The sequence below is a fragment of the Streptomyces cellostaticus genome (assembly GCF_001513965.1).
GTDB lineage: Bacteria > Actinomycetota > Actinomycetes > Streptomycetales > Streptomycetaceae > Streptomyces > Streptomyces cellostaticus.
The window spans coordinates 265,259-281,356 of sequence record NZ_KQ948019.1 but is presented as its reverse complement, the minus strand read 5'-3'; the positions used below and the strand labels follow the sequence as shown (position 1 = coordinate 281,356).

Genomic DNA, 16,098 nt, shown 5'->3' with positions numbered 1-16,098 from the left:
TCCGGCGTGATGTGTCGCTGGTGCCTCTCACGCCTCGTCGCGGCGGAGCGAAGGCTTCAGTTCCTTCAGGCGGCCCAGGAGACCGTTGACGAACGAGGGCGACTCGTCCGTGGAGAACTCCTTGGCCAGCTGCACCATCTCGTCCAGGACGACGGCATCCGGGGTCTCGTCCACCCAGATCAGCTCGTAGGCGCCCAGGCGCAGGATGTTGCGGTCGACGACCGGCATCCGGTCGAGCGTCCAGCCGACCGCGTACTGGGCGATCAGCTCGTCGATGCGCTGCGCGTGCTCCGCGTAGCCCTCGACCAGCTGCATCGTGTACTCGCTCACCGGCGGCTGCCGGGTGTCGGCCCGGGAGAGCCGGATCCAGTCCGCGAGGACCGTCAGGACGTCGGCGCCGCGCTGGTCGCCCTCGAAGAGGATCTGGAAGGCGCGCTTGCGGGCCGTGTTGCGAGCAGCCACGGTTAGCTGTTCACCCGGCCGAGGTAGTCGCTCGTACGGGTGTCGACCTTGATCTTCTCACCGGTGGTGATGAAGAGCGGGACCTGGATCTGGTGGCCGGTCTCCAAGGTGGCGGGCTTGGTGCCACCGGTGGAGCGGTCGCCCTGGACGCCCGGCTCGGTCTCCTGGATGACGAGCTCGACGGCGGCCGGGAGCTCGACGAAGAGCACCTCGCCCTCGTGCTGCGCGACGGTGGCGGTGAAACCCTCGATCAGGAAGTTCGCGGCGTCGCCGACGGCCTTCCGGTCGATGTGCAGCTGGTCGTAGGTCTGCATGTCCATGAAGACGAAGTACTCGCCGTCCATGTACGAGAACTGCATGTCGCGCTTGTCGACAGTGGCGGTCTCGACCTTGACGCCGGCGTTGAAGGTCTTGTCGACCACCTTGCCGGACAGCACGTTCTTCAGCTTGGTGCGCACGAAGGCCGGGCCCTTGCCAGGCTTGACGTGCTGGAACTCGACGACGGACCAGAGCTGGCCGCCTTCGAGCTTGAGCACCATGCCGTTCTTGAGGTCGTTCGTGGAAGCCACGGTTGCGGAATCTCCTGGACTGACGTACGACCCGGGTGGCATGCGCACAGCGCGAGGCTAGAGCGCGAGCAGCTCCTTGGTCGTGATGGTGAGTAGCTCGGGTCCGCCGTCCGCCTCGGGGCGTACGACGAGCGTGTCATCGATCCGGACGCCGCCCCGGCCCGGGAGGTGGACCCCCGGTTCGACGGTGACCGGCACGCAAGCGTCCAGTTTACCCATGGCTGCGGGGGCCAGCTGCGGGTCCTCGTCGATTTCGAGTCCGACGCCGTGTCCGGTGAGCGGTGGCAGGGCCTCCGCATAGCCCGCGGAGTCCAGCACCTGGCGTGCCGCGCGGTCCACATCACGGTAGGCCGCGCCGGGCGCCAGGGACTCGCGTCCGGCGCGCTGGGCGGCGAAGACGAGGTCGTACAGCTCGATCTGCCAGTCGGCGGGCGAGGTGCCAATGACGAAGGTACGGCCGATCTCGCAGCGGTAGCCGCGGTAGGTGGCGCCGAGGCAGACGGAGAGGAAGTCACCCTCCTCCACCCGGCGGTCGGTGGGGCGGTGGCCGCGGCGCCCCGAGTGCGGCCCGGTGGCCACGGAGGTCGCGAAGGCGGGCCCGTCGGCGCCGTGGTCGACCAGCCGCCGCTCCAGTTCCAGCGCGAGGTGCCGCTCGGTGCGGCCGACCAGGATCGACTCCAGCAGCTCGCCGAGCGCCTGGTCGGCGATCTCGGAGCCGATCCGCAGGCAGGAAATCTCCTCCTCGTCCTTGACCACTCTGAGCTGCTCGACGGCTCCCCCCAGGTCGGCGAGGCGCAGCCTGGGGGCGACGGAGGAGAGTGCTCTGTGGCGGGCGACGGTGAGGTGGTGTTCCTCCACCGCGAGGGATTCGGCGCCCTGGCCTGCGGCGAGATCGGCGGCCGCTACGGCGGGGTCGCCCCCGGGTGAGGCAAGGACGTGCAGCGCCAATGCCTCGTCGGGGCGGCCCTCTGCGGGCCGGTCCTCCGGTGGAACGGCGCACACCAGCAGGTCCTGGCACTTGCCGAGGAGCAGGACGGCGCACCGGGGGGCGGCACCCGCCAGGTAGCGCACGTTGGCTGGGCGGGAGATGAGCGCTGCCGCGGTGCCGGCCGCGTTGCAGCGTTCCCTGAGACGGGCTCGGCGGGTCGCGTACACCTCTGACATGAGATGAGCGTAGGAGTTTTGACCGAGTTGTGCGTATTGGTGAGGGCCGAGTGGGGTCTGTGGGGGGTGGTGCGGTCGTGTGCCGGGTGCGGGTCGTGGGGGTTGATCGCGCAGTTCCCCGCGCCCTGGGGATCTCCCGGCCCCGCTTGCTTACCAGCTCGGGGGGCTTGCGATGGCTCTGGCCAGGACGTCGTCCAGTACTCGGGCCGTGCCGGGGACGTCCAGCTGGGAGTTGTCGATGATCGGGAGGCCCGAGCCGTACCAGCCGGCCATGCGGCCGTGGATGCGGGCCACCTCCTCGTCGGTGAGGCGGCGGTTGCCGCTGCGTTCGGCGTTGCGCTCCAGGACGATGTCGAGGCCCGGGAGGAGGACGACCGGGAGCAGGCCGGGGCCGACGTGCCGCTTCCAGCCGCCGAGGCCCACGACGGGGCGGTCCGGGAAGACGGCGTCGTCCAGGATGCAGGAGATGCCGTTGGCCAGGAAGTTCCGGGCGGCGAAACCGCAGGTGCGGCGGGCGAGGCGGTACTGGGCCTCGGAGTTGTCGTTCCACCCCGACTGCGGGTTCGCGTAGCCCGAGCGGACCCATTCGCGTACGTCGTCCAGGCTGATGTGGGCGGTGGGCACCCGGCGGTGGGTCGCCCAGTACTTGGCCACGCTGGTCTTGCCCGCGCCCGCGGGGCCGATCAGCAGCACGGCCAGGGTGGTGGCCGTCGGGTCCGGGATCGGGACAGCGGCCGGAGGTGCGGTGGGCGCGCCGACCGGGCCGCCGGGCGGCAGCGGTACATGGCCGGTGGTGTCGGGTACCGGCGCAAAGCCCGGCGCGGGTGGCGGCGGGGGTACGGGTGCGGGACCCTGGGGGGCTCCCGGGTGCGGGCCCGGGTGGTGTGCGGCCGGCGCCCAGCCGACGTGCGGTCCCTGCCCCGGCTGGTGGGGCGGCGGCAGCGGAGACCCCACTGCGTGCTGCATCCGTTGCCACTCCGTCTCGTACACACATTTGGCGCTGGCAGGCGGGTGCGGAGCCCGCTCCTTACCGAACGGTACCGCCCCCGGTCGTCGTTTGGTGAAACGACCGGGGGCGGTCCGAAGTGCCCGGTCCGGCAAGGGAATCGGGCAGAAGGAACAGCGGGGTACTTACTGGCCCACTTCTCCGTAGGCGGCGAGCAGGACGGCGGGGTCCGGGCCCTCCAGGACGGTGGGCTTGGCCAGGCCGTCCAGGACGACGAAGCGCAGCAGGTCGCCGCGGGACTTCTTGTCGACCTTCATCGTCTCCAGCAGCTTGGGCCACTGGTCGTAGCGGTAGTGCAGGGGCAGGCCGACCGACTCCAGGACCGTGCGGTGGCGGTCCGCCGTCGCGTCGTCCAGCCGGCCCGCCAGGCGGCCGAGTTCGGCGGCGAAGTGCATGCCGACCGCGACCGCCGCACCGTGCCGCCACTTGTAGCGCTCGTTCTTCTCGATGGCGTGGCCGAGGGTGTGGCCGTAGTTGAGCATCTCCCGCAGACCGGATTCCTTCAGGTCGGAGGAGACGACGTCGGCCTTCACCCGGATAGAGCGCTCGATCAGCTCGGCCGTGTGCGGGCCCGCCGGGGTCCGGGCGGCCTCGGGGTCGGACTCGATCAGGTCGAGGATCACGGGGTCGGAGATGAAGCCGGCCTTGATGACCTCCGCGAGGCCGGAGACGTAGTCGTTGACCGGCAGCGAATCCAGCGCGGCCAGGTCGCACAGGACACCGGCCGGCGGGTGGAAGGCGCCCACCAGGTTCTTGCCCTCGGCGGTGTTGATGCCGGTCTTGCCGCCGACGGCCGCGTCGACCATGGCGAGCACGGTGGTGGGGATGGCGATCCAGCGCACCCCGCGCAGCCAGGTCGCCGCCACGAACCCGGCCAGGTCCGTGGTCGCGCCGCCGCCGACGCCGACGATCACGTCGGTGCGGGTGAAGCCGGACTGCCCGAGCGCCTTCCAGCAGTAGGCGGCGACCTCGGCGGTCTTGGCCTCCTCGGCGTTGGGCACCTGGATGGCGACGGCCTCGTAGCCCTGCTCGGCCAGGTCGGCGCGGAGCGCGTCACCGGTCTCGGCCAGGGCCTCCGGGTGGATCACGGCGACGCGCTTGGCCTTGTGGCCGATCAGCCCGCCCAGTTCGCCCAGGAGCTGCCGGCCGACCAGCACCTCGTAGGGCTCGGTGCCCGCGGTGCCGGCGACCTGGATCCGGGTGACTGCCTTGCTCATGCTTCTTTCAACTCCAGTGCGTCCAGCGCTGCTTGGGTGACCTCTTCGGGGGTGCGGCCGTCGGTCGGTACGACGGCGGCGGCGACCTCCTCGTACAGGTGACGGCGGGCCTCCATCAGCTCGCGCCACTGCTTGCGCGGGTTGACGGCGAGCAGCGGGCGGGCCGCGTTGAGGCCGGTGCGCTTGACCGCCTCCTCCACGTCCATGGAGAGGTAGACCACGCGGTGCCCGGCCAGCACCGCGCGCGTGTCCGCGTCCAGGATCGCGCCGCCGCCGAGCGCGAGAACGCCCTCGTGCTCGGCGAGAGCGGTGTACACCGCCCGCTTCTCGATCGCACGGAAGGCGGACTCGCCGTCGTCCACGAAGATCTCGGCGATGGTGCGGCCCTCGGCGGCGACGATGTCGTCGTCGGTGTCCCGGTAGCCGACCCCGAGCCGCTCGGCCAGCTGCCGCCCGACGGTGGACTTGCCCACGCCCATCGGGCCGACCAGGACGACCGCAGGCATCGCGGTCACCGGATCTGGAGGTTGTCGAGGTAGGACTGCACGTTGCGGCGGGTCTCGGGGACGGAGTCGCCGCCGAACTTCTCGGCGACCGCGTCGGCGAGGACCAGCGCCACCATGGCCTCCGCGACGATACCGGCGGCCGGGACGGCGCAGACATCGGAGCGCTGGTGGTGGGCCTGGGCCTCCTCACCGGTGGAGACGTCGACGGTCTTCAGGGCCCGGGGCACGGTCGCGATCGGCTTCATCGCGGCGCGCACGCGCAGCAGCTCGCCGGTGGTCAGGCCGCCCTCGGTACCGCCGGAGCGGCCGGTGGCCCGCTTGATCCCGTCGGGGGTGGTGAGGATCTCGTCGTGCGCCTGGGAGCCGGGCACGCGGGCCAGCTCGAAGCCGTCGCCGACCTCGACGCCCTTGATCGCCTGGATGCCCATGAGGGCGGCGGCCAGGCGGGCGTCCAGCCGGCGGTCCCAGTGCACATGCGAGCCGAGGCCGACCGGGACGTCGTAGGCCAGTACCTCGACCACACCGCCGAGCGTGTCGCCGTCCTTGTGGGCCTGGTCGATCTCGGCGACCATCGCCTTCGACGCGTCCGCGTCCAGGCAGCGCACCGGGTCGGCGTCCAGCTTCTCGACGTCGGCCGGGGTCGGGTAGACGCCGTAGGGCGCCCTGGCGGAGGCCAGCTCCACGACGTGGGAGACGATCTCGATGCCGGCCGTCTCCTTCAGGTACGACCGGGCGACGGCGCCGAGTGCCACGCGGGCGGCGGTCTCACGGGCGGAGGCGCGCTCCAGGATCGGCCGGGCCTCGTCGAAGCCGTACTTCTGCATGCCGGCGAGGTCGGCGTGGCCGGGCCGGGGCCGGGTCAGCGGCGCGTTGCGGGCGAGGCCGCCGAGGATCTCGGGGTCGACCGGGTCGGCCGCCATGACCTGCTCCCACTTGGGCCACTCGGTGTTGCCCACCATGATCGCGACCGGGGAGCCGAGGGTGAGTCCGTGCCGGACGCCGCCCAGGAAGGTGATCTCGTCGCGCTCGAACTTCATCCGCGCACCGCGGCCATAGCCGAGCCGTCGCCTCGCCAGGTGGTCCGCCACCATCTCCGTGGTGATCGGCACGCCGGCGGGAAGGCCCTCCAGCGTCGCGACAAGTGCGGGACCGTGGGACTCCCCCGCGGTCAGCCAACGCAGCCTGCTCAACGGTGCTCCTCAGTGTTCGCGCCCGGTACTGCCCTGCGTACGCACGTCCTCGCGTACGGCGACTGCGCGACCGGGTGCGCGACCCCGGCCCGCCACCTACGATCCTCCCACGTCCGGGGCGGGTGTCCGGTCGCTGGTCCAGCAGGCGGACGCGCAGGTGGGCGTTCAGCGGGCGGCGAGCGCCTTCTCCCCGGCGCGTCGCATGGCCTCCAGGGGCACCGGGGAGCGGCCGGTCATCTGCTCGACCTGGAGGACGGCCTGGTGGACCAGGAGATCGAGGCCGCTGACGACGGCGCCGCCGAACATGGACCAGCGGGCCGCGAGCTCGGTGGGCCAGGGGTCGTAGAGCACGTCGAAGAGGGTGGCGGGCCGCTCGGGTACGGCGGCGGCGAGGGCGTCGGTCGTACCGGCGGGGGTGGTGGCGATCACCAGGGGGGCGCGCAGGGCCTGTGCCGCGTCCGACCAGTCCGCCGTGCGGACGTCGACGTCGAGCCGTTCGCCCCACTGGCGCATCTCGGCGGCGCGGGTCTCGCTGCGCACATAGGCGACGACCTCGCCGGTGCAGATCCGGGCCAGGGCGGCCAGCGCGGAGGAGGCGGTGGCGCCGGCGCCGAGGATCGCCGCGGAGTCGACCTGTTCGATGCCGTGCTCGCGCAGCGCGGCCACCATGCCCGGGATGTCGGTGTTGTCGCCGATGCGGCGCCCGTCCTCGGCGAAGACCACCGTGTTGACGGCGTCGACCGATGCGGCCGTCTCGCTGATCTCGTCCACCAGCGGAATGACCGCCCGCTTCAGCGGCATGGTCAGCGACAGCCCCGCCCACTCCGGACCGAGCTTCTCGAGGAAGCCGGGCAGGGCGGCCTCGTCCATCTCGAAGCGGTCGTACGACCAGTCGGTGAGCCCGAGTGCGTCGTAGGCCGCCCGGTGCAGCACCGGGGAGAGGGAATGGGCGATCGGCGAACCGAGCACGGCGGCCCGGCGGGCGTCAACTACCTTCGATACCATGGAAACCTGTCCTTGAGCCTGCGCGGATCCACTGTACGTCTGCGCGCATTCGATCCTTGCCCATCTCTCGGGCGCCCACCAAGCCGGATCGGGAAATCACCACTCATCGGACGGGAGAACAACGAGGCCACGAGCCCGTCAGTTCTTGTTCCTCGCCGCATTCCACTCGTTGACCAGCTTCTCGTGTTCCGCGAGCGTTTTCGTGAACTTGCTGGTCTTGCCGTCCATCGAGATGAAGTAGTACCAACCGTCGTGCGTCGGGTCGAGCGCGCCCTTGAGCGCCTCCTCGCCGGGGTTGTCGATCGGGCCGGGCGTCAGCCCCTTGGAGAAGTACGTGTTGTAGGGGTTGTCGTACTTGCGCAGCTCGGCGATACCCAGATCGATCTTGCTCTGGTTCTTCACGTAGTTGTACGTCGAGTCGAACTCCAGCCGCCCGTAGGTCTGCGGGTTGTCCGGCTCCAGGCGGTTGTAGACGACCTCGGCCATCTTGCGGAAGTCGTCGTGGCTCGTGCCCTCGGCCTGCACCAGGCTCGCCACCGTGAGCAGTTGCCACGGGCTGTCGAGGCCGAGCGCCTTCGCCTTCTTCTCCAGACCCAGCTCCTGGTACTTGGCAGTGGCCTGGGACACCATGTCCTTGAGGACGGCCTCGGGTTTCTGGCCCTTGGTGACCGCATAGCTGGAGGGATAAAGGAAGCCTTCCAGCGGGTCCTTGAGACTCGGGTGGTTCACCGCCCAGGCGGGCAGACCGAGGTGCTTGTACTCCTGCTTCGCGATGCGCGCCGTGGTGCCTGTCGCCACTCCGAGGCGTTTGTCGATGAGGCCGTAGACCGCCGTGTTGCGCAGACCCTCGGCAATGATCAGGTTGCTGCGGCTCTTCGGGCTGAGCATCAATTCCACCGCGCTCGCGGCGGACATCTGCTTCTCCAGTGTGTAGACACCGTCCTGGAGGGACTTGCCCCTGGGGTTCGCCTGCAGTGCGGAGACGAATGCGGCCGCGCTCTCGACGACGCCCGCTTCTTTTAGTTTTGCCCCGATCGCCCAGCCGCCGGCGCCCTGCGGGATGGCAACCGTGACCTGCTCGCCATTGCCGCTGCCCGCATAGTCCGGGGACGCGCCGAAACGATTTTGGTAGAACTTGTACCCGAAATATCCGACTCCGCCGAGACCACCACCGAAGACGAGCACCACCACCATGCACGCGCAGCCGGTGCGCCGTTTCTTGTCCTTGGCCGGTTTCCTGCCGCGCCGGTCACCACGGCGGCTCTCGGCCTCGTCGTCGGTGTCCTCGTCATCGCCGCCGCCTCCCGCGAAGAAGGCGTGGTCCTCCTCGGCCGCGGGCTCCGGCTGCGGCTCCGGCTCGGGGCTCCTGCGGCCGGGCGGCACGGGAGGCGGGTAGGCGTCCTCGGTGCCGTAGAAGTCGGGCTGTTCTCCGCCGTAGGCCACGGGCTGCTGGCCGTAGGGGTCGCCGGGGTCTGCGGCGTACGGGACGTGACCGTGGGTACCGGTCGCGTCCCAGCCACCCTGGTGGTACTGCTGCTGGGTGTGCGCCGCGTACTGCTGGTCCTGGCCGGCGTGCTGCTGGCCGTAGTGCAATGGGCCCTGTTCGTCGTAGTACTGGTACTGCTGCTGGTCGTACCCGGGCTGCTGCCCCTGGGTCCAGTCGCCGTACTGCGGCTGCGGGTACTGCTGCTGCGGCTGGCCGCCGTAGGGGGACTGCTGACCCGCATGGGTCTGCTGTCCTCCCCATCCGCTGTCCCCGTGCAACGGGTCCTCCGGATGCCACGGTTCGGAGCCAGGGCCCCGGCCATACTCAGTCATCGATCCCCTAGAGCCGCGAGGCCGACGGTCACGCGGCCGGTGGGCCGGCTTCCGTTCCGCCTCTCTCTGTGCGGCGGCTGTTCGAACACCGCCGCATCGCGCGGAACGTTACCGTATCGCGATCAGATGACCACTTCGACGCCCTCGCCGGGTGCTTTACCTGACACCCGTTCGGATTCCAGGGCCTGCTGCAGGATGATGACGGCGGCGGCCTGGTCGATGACGGCGCGGCCCTTCTTGGACTTCACCCCCGAGGCACGCAGCCCCTGACTGGCCGTCACGGTCGTCATCCGCTCGTCCACCAGCCGGACCGGCACGGGGTTGATGCCCTTGGCCAGTTCCTGCGCGAAGGTGCGGACCTTCAGCGCGGCCGGGCCCTCGCCCCCCTTGAGGGAGCGAGGGAGTCCGACGACGACCTCGATCGGTTCGTACTCCTCCACCAGCTGCCTGAGCCGACGGTGGGCGGCCGGGATGTCCCGGCCGGGGACGGTCTCCACCGGGGTGGCGAGGATCCCGTCGGGGTCACACGAGGCGACCCCGATCCGGGCGTCCCCGACGTCGATCGAGAGTCGGCGTCCTCTGCGCATTTCCGACCGTTTCCTTACTCGGCTGTCACTTGGCGGTCTCGGCGACGAGACGCTCGACGGCCTCGACGGCCTCACCGACGGCGGCCGGGTTCTGGCCGCCGCCCTGGGCGACGTCCGGCTTGCCGCCACCGCCGCCGCCGAGCGTCTTGGCGGCGGTGCGGACCAGGTCACCGGCCTTGAGGCCGCGCTCGCGGGCGGCCTCGTTGGTGGCGATGACGGTCAGCGGCTTGCCGTTGTTGACCGTGAAGAGGGCGACCACGGCGGCCCGGCCGCCCTGGATCCGGCCGCGCACGTCGAGGACCAGCTTGCGCAGGTCGTCCGGAGTGGTGCCGTCCGGGACCTGGCCGGTGACGACGGCCACACCGTGGACGTCCTTGGCGGACCCGGCGAGACCGGCGGCGGCCTGGAGCACCTTCTCCGCACGGAACTTCTCGATCTCCTTCTCGGCATCCTTCAGCTTGCCGAGCATGGCGGAGACCTTCTCCGGCAGCTCCTCCGGACGGCCCTTGATCAGCTCCTGGATCTGGGCGACGACCGTGTGCTCGCGGGCGAGGAAGTTGTAGGCGTCGACACCGACGAGGGCCTCGATACGACGGACACCCGAGCCGATGGAGGACTCGCCGAGCAGCTTCACCAGGCCCAGCTGGGCGGTGTTGTGCACATGCGTGCCGCCGCACAGCTCCTTGGAGAAGTCGCCGATGGTCACGACGCGGACGCGCTCGCCGTACTTCTCGCCGAACTCGGCGATGGCGCCCTGCTTCTTGGCCTCGTCGATGCCCATGATCTCGGCGTGCACGTCGAGGTCGCGCGTGAGCACCTCGTTGATCTTCTGCTCGACGTCGGTCATCACGGCCGTCGGCACGGCGGACGGGGAGCCGAAGTCGAAGCGGAAGCGGCCGGGCTGGTTCTCGGAACCGGCCTGGGCGGCGGTCGGACCGAGGGCGTCGCGCAGGGCCTGGTGGGTGAGGTGGGTGGCCGAGTGGGCGCGGGCGATGGCCTTGCGACGGCGGGTGTCGATCGAGGCATGGGCCTTGGCGCCGACCGTCACCTCGCCGACCTGGACGACGCCCTTGTGGACGTACACGCCCGGGACCGGCTTCTGGCAGTCGCGGACCTCGATCACGGCACCGGAGTCGACCTTGATCCGGCCGGTGTCGCCGATCTGGCCGCCGCCCTCGGCGTAGAACGGGGTGCGGTCGAGGACGATCTCGACCTCGTCGCCCTCGGTGGCGGCCGGGGAGGAGACGCCGTCGACCAGGATGCCGACGATCGTGGTCTCGCCCTCGGTGTCGGAGTAGCCGATGAAGTCCGTGGCACCGGCGGAGTCGGCGATCTCGCGGTAGGCGCCCATGTCGGCGTGGCCGGTCTTCTTGGCCTGGGCGTCGGCCTTGGCGCGCTCCCGCTGCTCCTTCATCAGGCGGCGGAAGCCCTCCTCGTCCACGGACAGCCCCTGCTCGGCGGCCATCTCGAGGGTGAGGTCGATCGGGAAGCCCCAGGTGTCGTGGAGCAGGAACGCCTTGTCGCCGGGCAGGACCGAGGCGCCGGCCTGCTTGGTCTCGGTGACGGCGGTGTCGAGGATGTTGGTGCCGGCCTTCAGCGTCTTCAGGAAGGCGTTCTCCTCGGCGAGGGCGACCTTCTCGATGCGCTCGCGGTCGGTGACCAGCTCCGGGTACTGCTGGCCCATCATGCCGATGACGACGTCGATCAGGTCCTTGACGACCGGACCGGTGGCGCCGAGCAGGCGCATGTTGCGGATGGCGCGGCGCATGATGCGGCGCAGGACGTAGCCGCGGCCCTCGTTGCCGGGGGTGACGCCGTCGCCGATGAGCATGGTGGCGGTGCGCATGTGGTCGGTGACCACACGCAGGGACACGTCCGAGCCGTGGGCGTCGCCGTAGCGGACGCCGGTCAGCTCGGTGGCCTTCTCGATGACGGCCATGGAGGTGTCGATCTCGTACATGTTCTGCACGCCCTGCAGAATCATGGCGAGCCGCTCCATGCCGAGGCCCGTGTCGATGTTCTTGCTCGGCAGGTCGCCGAGGATCTCGAAGTTGTCCTTGCCGGTGCCCTCGCCGCGCTCGTACTGCATGAAGACGAGGTTCCAGATCTCCACGTACCGCTCGTCGTTGACGGCGGGGCCGCCCTCGACGCCGAACTCGGGGCCGCGGTCGTAGTTGATCTCGGAACAGGGGCCGCACGGGCCGGGGACGCCCATGGACCAGTAGTTGTCCTTCATGCCGAGACGCTGGATGCGCTCCTTCGGCACGCCGACGACCTCGTGCCAGATGCGCTCGGCCTCGTCGTCGTCCTTGTAGACGGTGATCCACAGGCGCTCGGGGTCGAGGCCGTAACCGCCCTTGTCCTGGGGCGTGGTGAGCAGCTCCCAGGCGAGCTTGATGGCGCCTTCCTTGAAGTAGTCGCCGAAGGAGAAGTTGCCGCACATCTGGAAGAACGTGCCGTGCCGGGTGGTCTTGCCGACCTCTTCGATGTCGGGCGTGCGCACGCACTTCTGCACGCTCGTGGCGCGGCTGAACGGGGGCTTGACCTCACCCAGGAAGTAGGGCTTGAAGGGCACCATGCCGGCGGGGACGAGGAGCAGAGTCGGGTCGTCCGCGATGAGCGACGCCGAAGGGACGACGGTGTGCCCGCGCTCCTCGAAGAAGCTCAGCCAGCGGCGGCGAATCTCGGCCGACTCCATCAGTGGTCCTCATTCCGGTTGTACGAGTACGTCGTGTTCTCGATGTACTTCGGGCTGCTGCGGTCGTTCTCGATGGCGGGGTAGCGCCGGGGTGCGGGCAGTTCGGGGGCTGCGTCGATGCCCAGTGCCTCCCCCAGCTCGGCTTCCCGCTGCGCCATGTTGTCGCGGACGTCGAGCGCGAAGCCGACCGCACGGTCCTTCAGGCGCTGACCGGTCTCCAGGGCCTTGTTGGCCGCGGTCGCGGCGAGGCTCTCCGGGGTCAGCTGCTTCAGCTTGCGGTTGACCTTGGTGGTGGCCCACACGCCGGCGGCGACACCTGTGGTGAACCAGAACGTACGGCGGAACATCGCTAGGTCTCAGTCCCTCTTTCCGCGGAGATTTCGCTTGGCCCGCCGTGCAGCCGGGACGGTCCGGCCCACGATCACGGTACGCCTCGGTGCCTTCGCGGGCACGTCCTCCTTGCGGCCGCCCAGGGCCCGTCGGACGCCGTAGCCGAAGGCCGCGACCTTGACCAGCGGGCCGCCGAAGGTGGAGGCGACGGTGGTCGAGAGCGCGGAGGCGTTCGACGTGACCTCCTGGACGTCGGAGGCGATCGCGTCGACCCGGTCGATCTGGGTCTGCGCGGAACGCACGGCCGTGGAGGCGTCGGCGAGCAGCGGGACGGCCTGGTCGGTCACGTCCGCGACGAGCTTGGTGGTCGCCTTGAGCGTCTGGGCCAGCCTCGCGAGAGCGACTGCGAGGAAGGAGACCAGGATCGCCCAGAAGACGGCCACCAGGATCCCGGCCACCTCTCCACCGGACACTGTGCGCACCCGCTCCCTGAAACGTGCCTGAGCATCGAAAAGTCGTGGACCGAGCCTATCGCGCCAGGGATCGGACTCCGTACCGGATTACCCTCCGCGGACGGCGGAGATTCGGGAAGCGATTGTACGCAATGAACACACCTCAGTACGCTCCGTGCCCCAGGCTGGGCCCTCGGTGCCCCGGCCCCCGGCGGACGGCGACTTGCCCCCGGAACTCACCGCTTCCCTCAGGCGCTCGGCCGAACTCGCCGCGCCGGCCGAGGCGATGGAGGCGGCCCGGCTGGTGATCGTGACGGGGGTCGGCGGAGTGGGCAGGTCCCGGCCGGCCGTCGTGCCACCCTGGCCGTGGGACGACGTCCGCGCGAGGGCGGCCGGTTCCGGTTGCTCACCGGCGGCGGCCGGGACGCCCTGGCCGCCACCAGACGCTGCGCACAGTGATCGGCTGGAGCGATGAGCTGTGCACGACCGCCGAGCGGCTGCTGCGGGCGCGGACTCGGCCTATGACAACGCCCCGCACGACCTGCGAAACGAGCGCGCGGGAGGCACTGGGAGACGAACGGTACGAGGAGTGCGTACGGCAGGGGGCGCGGCTGGACCGGGAGGCGGTGGTGTCGCAGGGGCCGGCGCGGCGCCGGAAAACGCGAACCCGCCGCCTCGCCCGCCCGGAAGGGCGGGGAGACGGCGGGCTGAGGTGCTACGCCGGGCTGGGGTCAGCGGGCGTAGTACTCGACGACGAGCTGCTCGTCGCAGATCACCGGGATCTCCTTGCGGTTCGGCTCGCGGTCCAGGCGGAACGCCAGGGCCTTGAGGTTCACCTGCAGGTAGCGCGGGGTCTCGCCGTCGGGGGCGAAGCCACCCTCACGGGCGATCTGGAAGAGCGTCTTGTCCTTGGAGCGGTCGCGGACCTGCACGACGTCGTCCGGACGGACACGGAAGGACGGCTTGTCGACCTTCTGGCCGTTGACCTGGATGTGGCCGTGGACGACCATCTGGCGGGCCTGGTAGATCGTGCGGGCGATGCCCGAACGCAGGACCAGCGCGTCGAGACGGCGCTCGAGCTCGATGATCAGGGCCTCACCGGTCTTGCCCTGGACCTTGGAGGCACGCTCGTAGGCGCGGACGAGCTGGCGCTCGGACACGTCGTACTGCGCGCGCAGACGCTGCTTCTCGAGCAGACGGACCTTGTAGTCCGAGTTCTGCTTGCGGCCGCGGCCGTGCTCACCCGGCGGGTAGGGGCGGGCCTCGAAGTACTTGACGGCCTTCGGGGTCAGCGCGATGCCGAGGGCACGCGACTTCTTGACCTTGGGGCGGGACTGGTTCGCCATGGAACCGACACCTCGTGTTTCTTATGCGAATACGGCTTCACCAGGGTTAGGGGAGGTCGCATCCGCAGCCGGGGAGACCCCGCCTGTCCTCGCGGACGGGCCGGGCAGCCGTTCCCTGGTCTGGGCACATACGTGCAGCACGCGAGTGGCCCACCGACCTCTCCCGGGATTCCGGGTGGTGGTGGGCTGCCCGCGACACCGTTCGACGGTGCGCGACGCTCCTGGATCCCCTGGGCCTTGCGGCTTCGGGGTTCCGGCTGGATGTCCCGCTCTGGTGAGCCGGCACCTTTCCAGGGGCCGGACACGGGACTCAGCACTTCGGGGCAGTCTACAGGGTGCTCAGGAGCGCCTGCGACCGAGGTGCTTTCTCGTCCACTCCACGGCGTCCGCGTACCGCGCCTCTGTTCCGTGCCGGGTCGGCGTGTAGTACTCGCGGTCCTTGAGGGCGTCCGGGGCGTACTGCTGCTGGGCGATGCCCTCGGGCAGGTCGTGCGGGTACACGTACCCCTGGGCGTGGCCGAGTTTGGCGGCGCCCTTGTAGTGGCCGTCCCGCAGGTGCGGCGGGACCGGTCCGGCCAGGCCCTTGCGGACGTCGTCCAGCGCGGCGCCGATCGCGGTGGTCGCGGTGTTGGACTTGGGGGCCAGGGCCAGGGCGATGGTGGCGTGGCTGAGGGTGAGGGCGGCCTCGGGGAAGCCGATCATGGCGACGGCCTGGGCGGCCGCGACCGCGATGGGCAGCGCGTTCGGGTCGGCCAGGCCGATGTCCTCGCTGGCGGAGATCATCAGGCGGCGGGCGATGAAGCGGGGGTCCTCGCCGGCCTCGATCATGCGGGCCAGATAGTGCAGAGCGGCGTCGACGTCGGAGCCGCGGATGGACTTGATGAGGGCGCTGGCGACGTCGTAGTGCTGGTCGCCGTCCCGGTCGTACTTCACCGCGGCCCGGTCGACGGTCTGCTCCAGGGTCTGGAGGCTGATCTCGGACTCGCCCTGGTCGAGGGCGGCTCCGGCCGCGGCCTCCAGGGCGGTCAGGGCGCGGCGGGCGTCACCGCCGGCGATGCGCAGCAGGTGCTCCTCGGTGTCCTCGGGGAGGGCGACGGCGTCCCCCAGGCCACGCTCGTCGCCGAGGGCGCGGCGGAGCAGCCCGCGGATGTCGTCGTCGGTGAGGGGTTCGAGGGTGAGCAGCAGGGAGCGGGAGAGCAGCGGGGAGATCACCGAGAAGTACGGGTTCTCCGTGGTCGCCGCGATCAGGGTCACCCAGCGGTTCTCGACCGCGGGAAGCAGGGAGTCCTGCTGGGCCTTGCTGAAGCGGTGGATCTCGTCCAGGAAGAGGACGGTCTCCTTGCCGTAGCCGCCGGTGGCGCGGCGGGCGCCGTCGATGACAGCGCGGACCTCCTTGACGCCCGCGGTGATGGCGGACAGCTCCACGAACCGCTTGTTGGTGGCCTTGGAGACGACGTACGCCAGGGTCGTCTTGCCGGTGCCGGGCGGGCCCCAGAGGATCACCGAGGACGGTCCGGCGGGGCCGCCGTTGCCCTCGCCGACCAGTCTGCGCAGCGGGGATCCCGGCTTGAGCAGGTGCTGCTGGCCCACCACCTCGTCGAGGGTGCGCGGGCGCATCCGGACCGCCAGGGGACTGCCGGTCGGATCCTTCTCCTGGCGTTCTTCTGCTGCGGCGGTGAACAGGTCGGGCTCCACGCTGAAACCCTATGACACCGCACTGACAACGCCGTGGGGCCCGGCGTCCGGGC

Annotated in this window: 15 protein-coding genes; all 15 read right to left on the bottom strand. The window is 70.4% G+C overall.

Translation table 11 applies throughout. The features are described 5' to 3' along the window. Window positions 1–27: 27 nt before the first annotated feature. The 15 genes from nusB to AQI88_RS12755 all read right to left on the bottom strand — a co-directional run bounded on the left by nusB (window position 28) and on the right by AQI88_RS12755 (window position 16,045). Window positions 28–462: a transcription antitermination factor NusB gene (nusB, locus tag AQI88_RS12825; protein WP_066996848.1), complete on the bottom strand. Its 435-nt coding sequence runs from the start codon at window positions 460–462 to the stop codon at window positions 28–30. Between the two features lie 2 nt (window positions 463–464). Beyond that, on the bottom strand, window positions 465–1,031 hold the full coding sequence (gene efp, locus AQI88_RS12820) for an elongation factor P (protein ID WP_066996845.1): 567 nt from the start codon (window positions 1,029–1,031) through the stop codon (window positions 465–467). A 57-nt stretch (window positions 1,032–1,088) separates the two neighbouring features. After that, window positions 1,089–2,195 carry an aminopeptidase P family protein gene (locus tag AQI88_RS12815; RefSeq protein WP_066996842.1) on the bottom strand — a complete coding sequence of 369 codons (1,107 nt, stop codon included), beginning with the start codon at window positions 2,193–2,195 and terminating at the stop codon, window positions 1,089–1,091. Between the two features lie 150 nt (window positions 2,196–2,345). Continuing rightward, window positions 2,346–3,161: a Pro-rich N-terminal domain-containing protein gene (locus AQI88_RS12810; protein WP_066997186.1), complete on the bottom strand. Its 816-nt coding sequence runs from the start codon at window positions 3,159–3,161 to the stop codon at window positions 2,346–2,348. A 165-nt stretch (window positions 3,162–3,326) separates the two neighbouring features. Continuing rightward, window positions 3,327–4,418 (bottom strand): 3-dehydroquinate synthase, encoded by a 1,092-nt coding sequence (aroB, locus tag AQI88_RS12805; protein ID WP_066996839.1) that lies wholly within the window; start codon window positions 4,416–4,418, stop codon window positions 3,327–3,329. Then, window positions 4,415–4,924: a shikimate kinase gene (locus AQI88_RS12800; RefSeq protein ID WP_107118536.1), complete on the bottom strand. Its 510-nt coding sequence runs from the start codon at window positions 4,922–4,924 to the stop codon at window positions 4,415–4,417. Before AQI88_RS12800 ends, aroB begins: the two co-directional genes overlap by 4 nt. A 5-nt stretch (window positions 4,925–4,929) precedes the next feature. After that, entirely contained in the window at window positions 4,930–6,114 is a 1,185-nt protein-coding gene (gene aroC / locus AQI88_RS12795; protein ID WP_066996832.1) for a chorismate synthase, read from the bottom strand. 165 nt (window positions 6,115–6,279) lie between these two features. Further along, a complete protein-coding gene (locus AQI88_RS12790) occupies window positions 6,280–7,119 on the bottom strand; it encodes a shikimate dehydrogenase (protein ID WP_066996829.1) in 840 nt (279 codons plus the stop codon). 138 nt (window positions 7,120–7,257) lie between these two features. Next, entirely contained in the window at window positions 7,258–8,937 is a 1,680-nt protein-coding gene (mltG, locus tag AQI88_RS12785) for an endolytic transglycosylase MltG (RefSeq protein WP_208615770.1), read from the bottom strand. Window positions 8,938–9,059: 122 nt separating this feature from the next. After that, window positions 9,060–9,524, bottom strand: coding sequence for a Holliday junction resolvase RuvX (ruvX, locus tag AQI88_RS12780; RefSeq protein WP_066996821.1), 465 nt, complete (start codon window positions 9,522–9,524; stop codon window positions 9,060–9,062). Between the two features lie 25 nt (window positions 9,525–9,549). Next, complete coding sequence (gene alaS / locus AQI88_RS12775; RefSeq protein ID WP_066996818.1) at window positions 9,550–12,222, bottom strand: alanine--tRNA ligase; 2,673 nt, start codon at window positions 12,220–12,222, stop codon at window positions 9,550–9,552. After that, complete coding sequence (locus AQI88_RS12770; protein ID WP_066996815.1) at window positions 12,222–12,569, bottom strand: hypothetical protein; 348 nt, start codon at window positions 12,567–12,569, stop codon at window positions 12,222–12,224. Before AQI88_RS12770 ends, alaS begins: the two co-directional genes overlap by 1 nt. A gap of 9 nt (window positions 12,570–12,578) precedes the next feature. Then, window positions 12,579–13,025, bottom strand: a complete 447-nt coding sequence (locus AQI88_RS12765; RefSeq protein ID WP_066996813.1) for a DUF948 domain-containing protein — start codon at window positions 13,023–13,025, stop codon at window positions 12,579–12,581. 710 nt (window positions 13,026–13,735) lie between these two features. Next, entirely contained in the window at window positions 13,736–14,350 is a 615-nt protein-coding gene (gene rpsD / locus AQI88_RS12760) for a 30S ribosomal protein S4 (RefSeq protein WP_066996810.1), read from the bottom strand. 339 nt (window positions 14,351–14,689) lie between these two features. Then, window positions 14,690–16,045, bottom strand: a complete 1,356-nt coding sequence (locus AQI88_RS12755) for a replication-associated recombination protein A (RefSeq protein ID WP_066996807.1) — start codon at window positions 16,043–16,045, stop codon at window positions 14,690–14,692. Window positions 16,046–16,098 lie beyond the last annotated feature (53 nt).